Source organism: Xanthomonas sp. SHU 199 (genome assembly GCF_000364665.1).
GTDB classification, from domain to species: Bacteria; Pseudomonadota; Gammaproteobacteria; order Xanthomonadales; family Xanthomonadaceae; genus Xanthomonas_A; species Xanthomonas_A sontii.
This window is the reverse complement of sequence record NZ_AQOI01000127.1, coordinates 1-8,233: the sequence shown is the minus strand read 5'-3', so window position 1 is coordinate 8,233 and position 8,233 is coordinate 1. Positions and strand designations below refer to the sequence as shown.

The window sequence follows — 8,233 nt, the reverse complement described above, 5'->3', positions numbered from 1 at the left end:
CGCCGAGCCAGCCGGCGCTCCAGGCGAAGGCGGCGGCGAGTGCCGCGGCGATCGCGGCGATGCCGGCCAGCGCCAGCCAGGGCCGCCGCGGCGGCGGCGTGGGATCGGGACGGGACATGGGGCGGCTCCTGTGGCGAAGGCGAGGGGAGGGACGCGGTCGGGCGCGCGGCAGGCGCTAGCAGACACGGTCGGGCATGAACGCAGTGCAGTGGCGGCGGGTTGTGCGCGGGATTGGCCGCCGCAGCGTGCCATGGCCGGGCAGGCACGACCACGGCGGCGTCATCGGTGCTGCGCATAGAATCGCCGCATCTTGCGGGCAGGGAGTCGGCGATGGCCGGTGCGATCGGATTGGTGCTGTTGGGGCTGGCGTTCCTGGCGCTGGGCGGGGACTCGATCGTGAAGGCGGCCTCCGGCCTGGCGCAGCGCTGCGGCGCCTCGCCGTTCGTGGCCGGCTTGCTGCTGGTGGCCTTCGGCACCTCGCTGCCGGAACTGGCGGTCAACGCGCGCGCCTACGCCGCCGGCGCGCAGGACCTGGCGTTGGGCAACGCGATCGGCAGCAACCTGGCCAATCTCGGCATGACCCTGGGCCTGGCCGCGCTGGCGGCGCCGCTGCTGCTGCGCACGCGCCTGCTGCCGCCACTGCTGGTGCTGCTGACCCTGGCGACGCTGGCGCTGATCGGCTTCGGCCTGGATGGCGCGATCTCGCGCGCTGAGGGCGTGGCGCTGCTGCTGGCCTTCGTCGGTGTGGTCGCCTTCCTGCTGCTGCGCGCGCGGCATGAACCGGCCGCGCGCCAGCTTGGCGTGTCCGGCTACGCGGTGACCCGCACCGGGCTGGTGATGAATCTGCTGCGCCTGCTGATCGCCCTCGTGCTGTTGAACGCCGGCGCCAACCTGGTGGTGGAACACGCGCCGCGGCTGGGTGCGGCCTGGGGCCTGTCGCCGCTGCTGGTCGGCCTGCTGCCGGTGGCGATCGGCACCGCGCTGCCGGAAGCCGCCGCCGCGGTGGCCGCCGCGCGCCGGGGCCAGGGGGACATGGTGGTCGGCCACGTGCTGGGCTCGAGCCTGTTCAACCTGCTGGTGGTGATCGGCGGCATGGCGTCGCTGCGGCCGCTGCCGTTGCCGGCCTCGTTCGTGCGTCTGGAACTGCCGGCAGCGATCGCGCTGGCGGCGGTGCTGTACCCGATGCTGCGCGGCGACATGCGGTTGAGTCGCGGCGAGGGCGCGGTGCTGCTGGTGGCGTTCCTGGCGTGGGTGGGACTGGAGTTGGCGTTGCTGGCGTGAGTGCCGAGAGTGGGGAATCGGGAATCGGAAAAGCCGCTCCTGCGCAGACCCGCGCGCTCAGCGCTCCTCCGGCTGCTCCGGCGGCGGCAGCCCTTCCTGCTCGGCGTGGTCGCTGCCCGGCACCTGCGGGCGCTGTTCCAGCATCAGCGACAGCGCCGCCTTGGCCATCATGTGCGCACTGATCGGCGCGGTGATGAACAGGAATGCGGTGATCAGCAACTCGCGCGGCTGTGGGTCCTGGCCCAGGAACAGGTGGTAGCCGACCGAGGCCAGCAGCACGCAGCCCACGCCCAGGGTGCTGGCCTTGGTCGGCGCGTGCAGGCGCTTGAAGAAGTCCGACAGCTTCACCAGCCCCAGCGCCCCGACCAGGATGAAGAAGCAGCCGACGATCAGCAGCAGCGACAGCCCGACCTGCAGCACGCCGATCATTCGACGATGTCCCGGCGCAGCACGAACTTGCTCAGCACCACGGTGCTGCCGAAGCCGAGCATGGCGATGATCAGCGCCGCCTCGAAATACACCGGCGAATCCAGGTACATGCCGAACAGCATCAGCTCGGCGATCGCGGTCACCGACAGCGTGTCCAGCGCCAGGATGCGATCGGGCACGGTCGGCCCGCGCAGCAGCCGCCACAGCGCCAGCAGCATCGCCAGCGCCACCACGTGCATGCACACGACGATCGTGGTCTCGATGAACATGTGGCTGGTCATGGGAAGATCTCCATCAGCGGCGCTTCGTAGCGCGTCTTGATCTGCCGGATCACGGTCTCGGCATCGTCCAGGTGCAGCACGTGCACCAGCAGGTACTTGCGGTCGTCCGACAGCGCCGCCGACACCGTGCCCGGGGTCAGGGTGATCATGCTGGTCAGCGCGGCGATGCCGTGGATGTTGGCGATGTCCAGCGGTACCCAGATGAAGCCGGGGTGGATGCGTTTCTCCGGACCGAGCACCTGCAGCGCCACCACCACGTTGGAGCGCACGATGTCCCAGGCCGCCACGCACAGCATCTTCGGCACCGGGCGCAGCGAGCCGATGCGCGCGAACTCGCGGTCCAGGCGCGCGGCGAACAGCGGTACCGCCACGCCCAGCACCGCGCCCAGCAGCACCTGGCCGAGACTGAAGCTGTCGCTCATCAGCAGCCAGAACGCGGTGACCGTCAGGCTCAGCGGCCAGGACGGGAACAGGCGGCGCGACCAGGGACGGGCGGACATGTCAGGGCTCCCGCAGGATCGGCGCGGTGCCGCGCAGCTGGGTGGTGTAGTCGGCCGGGCGCAGCAGTTGTGCGGCGGCGGCCTCGCTGTAGCGCAGCAGCGGCCCGGCCGCCACGGTCATCGCCACGCCGTAGCCGAGCAGCAGCACGGTGGCGGCGGTTTCCAGCGGCCGTGCCGGCGCCTTGCGCGGCGCCGGGCGCGGCAATTCCATGGTGCCGTCCTCGGCCGTGTCCTGGTCGCCGGGCACGCGCCAGAACAGGCGCACGCCGCCGCGGGTCAGGCCCATGATCACCATCAGGCTGCTGAGCAGCACCGCGGCCCACACCGGCGCGGTCAGCCCGCCCGGCGTCGCGCTGAGGATCGCCACCTTGGCCAGGAAGCCGGACAGCGGCGGCAGCCCGGCCACCGAGATCGCCGCGATCAGGAACAGCACGCCGGGCACGGTCTTGCCCGGCAGCGGCGCGATGATCTCCTTGCGGTCGCTGGCGCCGCCGCGGCGACGCCGGATCAGGTCGGCGATCATGAACAGCGCCGCGGCGACGAAGCTGCTGTGCGCCAGGTAATACAGCCCGGCGCCGAGCGTGCCGGCTGAGTCCAGCGCGAAGGCCACGAACAGCGTCGCCGCCGACACGATCACCAGGTAGCCGATCAGCACCCGCAGGCGCACCGCCGCCAGCACGCCCAGCGCGGCCAGCAGCAGCGTCGCCAGGCCCAGCCACAGCAGCCAGTCGCGGCCATAGCCGTCCAGCGCCTGTGCCTGGCTGCCGAGGATCAGCGTGCTCACCCGCAGCACCGCGTACAGGCCGACCTTGGTCATGATCACGAACAGCGCCGCCACCGCCGCCGGCGCGCGCGCATAGGTTTCCGGCAGCCACAGGTACAGCGGCAGCAGCGCGGCCTTGGCGCAGAACACCAGCAGCAACAGGCCGAACGCGGCCTTGATCAGCGCCACGTTCTGCGGCGGCGCCTGCGCCACGCGCTGCGACAGCTCGGCCATGTTCAACGAACCGAGCAGCGCGTACAGCAGGCCCAGCGCGATCAGGAACACGGTGGAGGAGGTGACGTTGAACACCACGTAGTGGAAGCCCACGCGCAGGCGCAGGCCACGCCCGCCGCTGAGCAGCAGGCCGTAGGAGGCGATCAGCATCACCTCGAAGAACACGAACAGGTTGAACACGTCGCCGGTCAGGAACGCGCCGTTGAGGCCGACCAGCTGGAACTGGAACAGCGCATGGAAATGCGGCGCACGCCGGTCCCAGCCGGCGCAGGCGTGCAGCAGGCAGGCGCCGGCGAGCAGGGTGGTGGTCGCCAGCATCCATGCCGACAGGCGATCGGCCATCAGCACGATGCCCAGCCGCGAGGGCCAGTCGCCGAGCAGGTAGGCATGGACCTGGCCGTCGCTCACCTGCACGCACAGCGCCAGCACCGCCGCGGCCAGCGCCGTCATCGCGGTCCACGCCACCGCGCGGCGCACCTTGCGGCCGTAGCGGCGGTGCTCGGCGAACAGCGACAGCGCCGCGCCGAGCAAGGGGATCAGGATCGGCAGGATCAGCAGATGGGTCATGGCGCCTCCCCGTCGGCGGGGTCGGGGTCCGGGCGCGCATCGACGTGGTCGCTGTGGTTGTCGCCGCGGCTGCGCATCGCCAGCACGATGCTCACCGCGGTCATCGCGAAGGCGATGACGATCGCGGTCAGCACCAGCGCCTGCGGCAGCGGATCGGCGTGCTCGGCCAGGGTCGGGGCGATGCCGTCGCGCAGCACCGGCGCCTTGCCCTGCACCAGCCGGCCGCCGGCGAAGATCAGCAGGTTGGTGGCGTAGGACAGCACGGTCATGCCCAGGATCACGTCGAAGCTGCGCGCGCGCAGCAGCAGGTACACGCCCACCGCGGTCAGCACGCCGATCGCGCTCGCCAGTGCCAGTTCCATCAGTGCATCTCCCCGGTGATGGGCGAACGCCGCGTCGGGTCGATCTGCCCGCGCTGGGAATCGCGGGTGCGCGAGGGCTTGATCGTGCCCATCATCGACAGCGTCAGCATGGTGCCGCCGAACACCACCAGATACACGCCGGTATCGAAGACCAGCGCGCTGGCCAGCGGGACCGTGCCGATCAGCGGCAACTGCAGATCCAGATGGCCGCTGGTCAGGAACGGCACCCCGAACAGCATCGAGGCCATGCCGCCGAACGTGGCCAGCAGCAGGCCCAGGCCGATGCAGCGGATGTAGTCGAAGCCGAAGCGCGACTCCACCGAGGCCGCGCCCTGGATCACGTACTGCATCAGCAGCGGCACCGCCAGCACCAGCCCGGCGATGAAGCCGCCGCCGGGCGCGTTGTGGCCGCGCAGGAACAGGAAGATCGACACGGTCAGGGTCAGCGGGAACATCAGCTGCGCCAGGTCGGCCGGCACCGGCAGCTTGATCGGCGGCCCCGGCATCACCTTCTCCGGCGCCATCCGCGCGCGCCGCAGCAGCGCATGCACCACCAGCGCGGCGATGCCGAACACGGTGATCTCGCCGAAGGTATCGAAGCCGCGGAAGTCCACCAGGATCACGTTGACCACGTTGCGGCCGTAGGCTTCCGGCAGCGCGCGCTGCAGCAGCTCGCCGGCCATCGTCGTCGCCGGCCGGGTCATCACCGAATACGCCAGCAGCGCCATGCCGCCGCCGGCGACGATCGCCAGGGCCGCATCGCGCCAGCGGCGCCAGCGCCGCGGTTCCGGCGGCGAGGCCTTGGGCAGGTAGTTCATGCCCAGCAGCATCAGCACCAGGGTCACCATCTCCACCAGCAACTGGGTCAGCGCCAGGTCCGGCGCCGACAGGAACACGAACACCAGGCTCACGCCCAGCCCGCTGCCGCCCAGCACCAGCACCGCCAGCAGCCGCTGCCGGTACAGGAACAGCGTGGACAGCGCGCAACTGAGGATCAGCAGCCACAGGCCCCAACCCAGCAACGGCATGCCCTGCGGCGCCGGCCACTGCTGCCACAGCGGCGGCGCCCGCAGCAGCGGCGCGGCCACGACGACCACCGCGGCCAGCACCAGCCAGCGCAGGCTGCGTTGCAGGCGGCCGTTGGCGAGCAGGCGGGTGAAGCGTGCGGCCACGCCGAACAGGGTCTGCACGTGCCAGTGGAACACGCGCTTGCCCAGCGAGCGGCGCACCTCGGTGTACAGCGCGGTCAGCCGGCGCAGCCCGAAATACAGCGCCACGCCGCCGACCACGCCGGCGATGCTCATCGCCAGCGGCGCGTTCCAGCCGTGCCAGACGGCCAGGCTGTAGTCGGGCAGGGCGTTGCCCAGGATCGCGCCGGCGGCGGCGCGCAGCACCGGCGCCACGGTCAGCGCCGGCACGATGCCGACCGCCACGCACACCAGCACCAGGATCTCCACCGGAATCTTCATCCAGCGCGGCGGCTCGTGCGGCATCGTCTCCAGCCGACGCGGGCCATGGCCGAAGAAGGTCTCATAGACGAAGCGCAGGCTGTAGGCCACGCCGAACACGCCGGCCAGCAGCGCCGAGGTGGCGGTGAACACGCGCATCGCCGCCGGGCCGTCGGCGCCCAGCGCCTCGGCGAAGAACATCTCCTTGGACAGGAAGCCGTTGAGCAGCGGGATGCCGGCCATCGACAGCGAGGCGGTGATCGCCAGCGCGCTGGTGATCGGCATCCAGCGGCGCAGGTTGCCGAGCCGGCGCATGTCGCGGGTATGGGTTTCGTGGTCGATGATGCCGGCGGCCATGAACAGCGAGGCCTTGAACACCGCGTGGTTGAGGATGTGGAACACGCCGGCCACCACCGCCATCGGCGTGGACAGCCCGAACAACATGGTGATCAGGCCCAGGTGCGAGATCGTCGAATACGCCAGCAGGCCCTTGAGGTCGTGCTGGAAGATCGCGAACCAGGCGCCGGTGAGCAGGGTGATCGCGCCGATGCCGCTGACCGTGTAGAAGAACAGGTCGCTGCCGGCCAGCGCCGGATGCAGCCGCGCCAGCAGGAACACGCCGGCCTTCACCATCGTCGCTGAGTGCAGGTACGCCGACACCGGGGTGGGCGCGGCCATCGCGTGCGGTAGCCAGAAATGGAACGGGAACTGCGCGCTCTTGGTGAAGATGCCGAGCAGGATCAGCCCCAGCGCCCAGGGATACAGCGGGCTGGCGCGGATCACGTCGCCGGCGGCGAGCACCGCGTCGAGCTGGTAGCTGCCGACGATGCGTCCCAGCAGCAGCACGCCGCCGAGCAGCGCCAGGCCACCGCCGCCGGTGATCACCAGGGCCATGCGCGCGCCGTCGCGCGCGTCCTGCCGGTGCGACCAGAAGCCGATCAGCAGGAACGAGCTGATGCTGGTCAGTTCCCAGAACACCATCAGCAGCAACAGGTTGCCGGCGATCACCATGCCCAGCATCGCGCCCATGAACAGCAGCAGGCAGGCATAGAAGCGCGCCGCGTTCTCGCGCGCGCTGAGGTAGTAGTGCGCGTACATCACCACCAGCGCGCCGATCGCCAGCACCAGGCCGGCGAACATCCAGGCCAGACCGTCCAGGCGCAGCGAGAACTGCAGGCCGATCTGCGGCAGCCAGGCGTGGTCGGCGCGGACGATGCCGCCGTCGAGCACCGTGGGCGTCAGCGCGCCGAGCACCGCCAGGCCCGCCAACGGCGCCAGCGCCGCGGCCCAGGCCAGGGTGGCGCGCGAGCGGTGGCGCAGGGCGACGACGGCCGCCGCCATCAGAAACGGCAAGGCCAGCAGGAGGTCGAGGGCTGGGATCATGCAGGGAATACGAGATTCGCGAGCAGGAGCCCGAGTGTAACAGGCGCGTCACGGCGGTGGCCGGCGCGGGAACGGAAGGCGTGCACGGTCATGCCGATAGCGTAGCGGTGCGCAGGTGATGCGCTTGCGAGCGCGGGCGGGGAGGGGAGTGATCGAACGCTGGCGCTGCGCGATGCGCCACACGCCATGCGCGCCATGCGGCGTGCGCTTTGCGTGCGGCGCAAGCATCGCCGTGGGTGAGCGCATTCTGCAGCGCGTCGCGCGTCGCTCTCCATCCGGATGCTGGTGCGTGCGGCCCGTGCCAGGTCGCCGGTGCGCTTGGCGATCGTTGGCGGCTGCGTGTATCCGCGCCACGCGTTGCCTTGTCCGCCTCCACCGGCCGTCGCATGCCGTGCAGCGTGCGGATGTCGCGTGATTCCAGCCGCAAACGGCGACGCACGCACTATCCTGTGCCGATGACCGATTCGCTCGCCGCTGCCCCTGCTTCTCCGACGACCGTCGCGCCACCGCGCATCGCACTGGTGTTCGGCGGCAGCGGCCAGATCGGCGAGCGCCTGCTGCACCGCCTGCTGGCCGACGGGTGGGAGGTGCACGCCTACTCCCGGCAGGCGCGCGCGGCGCACCCCGGCCTGCACTGGCATGCCGGCGAACTCAGTGCGCTGCAGGCGCCACCGGTGGCGGCGGAGGTGGTGTTCAGTTGCGGGCCGCTGGACGCTTTCGCCGACTGGTATCGGCGTGCGCCCGTCGCCGCTTCGCGCGTGGTCGCCTTCGGCTCCACCAGCCTGGAGGTCAAGCGCGACTCGCTGGACGCCGCCGAACGCGACGTCGCCCGGCGCCTGCGCGAGGCCGAAGCCATCGTGTTCGCGGTGGCCGCCGAACGCGGCGCGGCGGCGACGGTGTTGCGGCCGACCCTGGTCTACGGCGCCGGCCGCGACCGCACCCTCAGCGCGATCGCGGCACTGGCGCGGCGCACCGGCTGGTTCGT

Annotated in this window: 8 protein-coding genes; 2 read left to right on the top strand and 6 right to left on the bottom strand. The window is 71.2% G+C overall.

Features of this window, described 5'->3' with window-relative positions:
- The first annotated feature begins 330 nt into the window (after nucleotides 1-330).
- Nucleotides 331-1,281, top strand: a complete 951-nt coding sequence (locus D183_RS0105980) for a sodium:calcium antiporter (RefSeq protein ID WP_017908203.1) — start codon at nucleotides 331-333, stop codon at nucleotides 1,279-1,281.
- 57 nt (nucleotides 1,282-1,338) lie between these two features.
- Here the strand turns inward: D183_RS0105980 and D183_RS0105975 are convergent, their stop codons facing one another.
- The 6 genes from D183_RS0105975 to D183_RS0105950 are packed head-to-tail and all read right to left on the bottom strand — an operon-like array spanning nucleotide 1,339 to nucleotide 7,248.
- Nucleotides 1,339-1,710, bottom strand: coding sequence for a Na+/H+ antiporter subunit G (locus tag D183_RS0105975; protein WP_017908202.1), 372 nt, complete (start codon nucleotides 1,708-1,710; stop codon nucleotides 1,339-1,341).
- Nucleotides 1,707-1,991, bottom strand: coding sequence for a K+/H+ antiporter subunit F (locus D183_RS0105970; RefSeq protein WP_017908201.1), 285 nt, complete (start codon nucleotides 1,989-1,991; stop codon nucleotides 1,707-1,709). Before D183_RS0105970 ends, D183_RS0105975 begins: the two co-directional genes overlap by 4 nt.
- Nucleotides 1,988-2,491 (bottom strand): Na+/H+ antiporter subunit E, encoded by a 504-nt coding sequence (locus D183_RS0105965; RefSeq protein ID WP_010341382.1) that lies wholly within the window; start codon nucleotides 2,489-2,491, stop codon nucleotides 1,988-1,990. Before D183_RS0105965 ends, D183_RS0105970 begins: the two co-directional genes overlap by 4 nt.
- A 1-nt stretch (nucleotide 2,492) precedes the next feature.
- Nucleotides 2,493-4,055, bottom strand: a complete 1,563-nt coding sequence (locus D183_RS0105960) for a monovalent cation/H+ antiporter subunit D (RefSeq protein WP_017908200.1) — start codon at nucleotides 4,053-4,055, stop codon at nucleotides 2,493-2,495.
- Nucleotides 4,052-4,417, bottom strand: coding sequence for a Na+/H+ antiporter subunit C (locus D183_RS0105955; RefSeq protein WP_017908199.1), 366 nt, complete (start codon nucleotides 4,415-4,417; stop codon nucleotides 4,052-4,054). The genes D183_RS0105960 and D183_RS0105955 overlap by 4 nt, the downstream gene beginning before the upstream one ends.
- Nucleotides 4,417-7,248, bottom strand: coding sequence for a monovalent cation/H+ antiporter subunit A (locus tag D183_RS0105950; protein ID WP_017908198.1), 2,832 nt, complete (start codon nucleotides 7,246-7,248; stop codon nucleotides 4,417-4,419). The genes D183_RS0105955 and D183_RS0105950 overlap by 1 nt, the downstream gene beginning before the upstream one ends.
- A 455-nt stretch (nucleotides 7,249-7,703) precedes the next feature.
- Here D183_RS0105950 and D183_RS0105945 point away from each other — a divergent pair.
- Nucleotides 7,704-8,233: NAD-dependent epimerase/dehydratase family protein (locus tag D183_RS0105945; RefSeq protein ID WP_039726289.1), on the top strand; the 530-nt coding region annotated here is incomplete at its 3' end.

Coding starts and splice junctions, on each gene's coding strand:
- D183_RS0105980 (WP_017908203.1), top strand. CDS start 331: ATGGCCGGTGCGATCGGATTGGTGCTGTTGGGGCTGGCGTTCCTGGCG.
- D183_RS0105975 (WP_017908202.1), bottom strand. CDS start 1,710: ATGATCGGCGTGCTGCAGGTCGGGCTGTCGCTGCTGCTGATCGTCGGC.
- D183_RS0105970 (WP_017908201.1), bottom strand. CDS start 1,991: ATGACCAGCCACATGTTCATCGAGACCACGATCGTCGTGTGCATGCAC.
- D183_RS0105965 (WP_010341382.1), bottom strand. CDS start 2,491: ATGTCCGCCCGTCCCTGGTCGCGCCGCCTGTTCCCGTCCTGGCCGCTG.
- D183_RS0105960 (WP_017908200.1), bottom strand. CDS start 4,055: ATGACCCATCTGCTGATCCTGCCGATCCTGATCCCCTTGCTCGGCGCG.
- D183_RS0105955 (WP_017908199.1), bottom strand. CDS start 4,417: ATGGAACTGGCACTGGCGAGCGCGATCGGCGTGCTGACCGCGGTGGGC.
- D183_RS0105950 (WP_017908198.1), bottom strand. CDS start 7,248: ATGATCCCAGCCCTCGACCTCCTGCTGGCCTTGCCGTTTCTGATGGCG.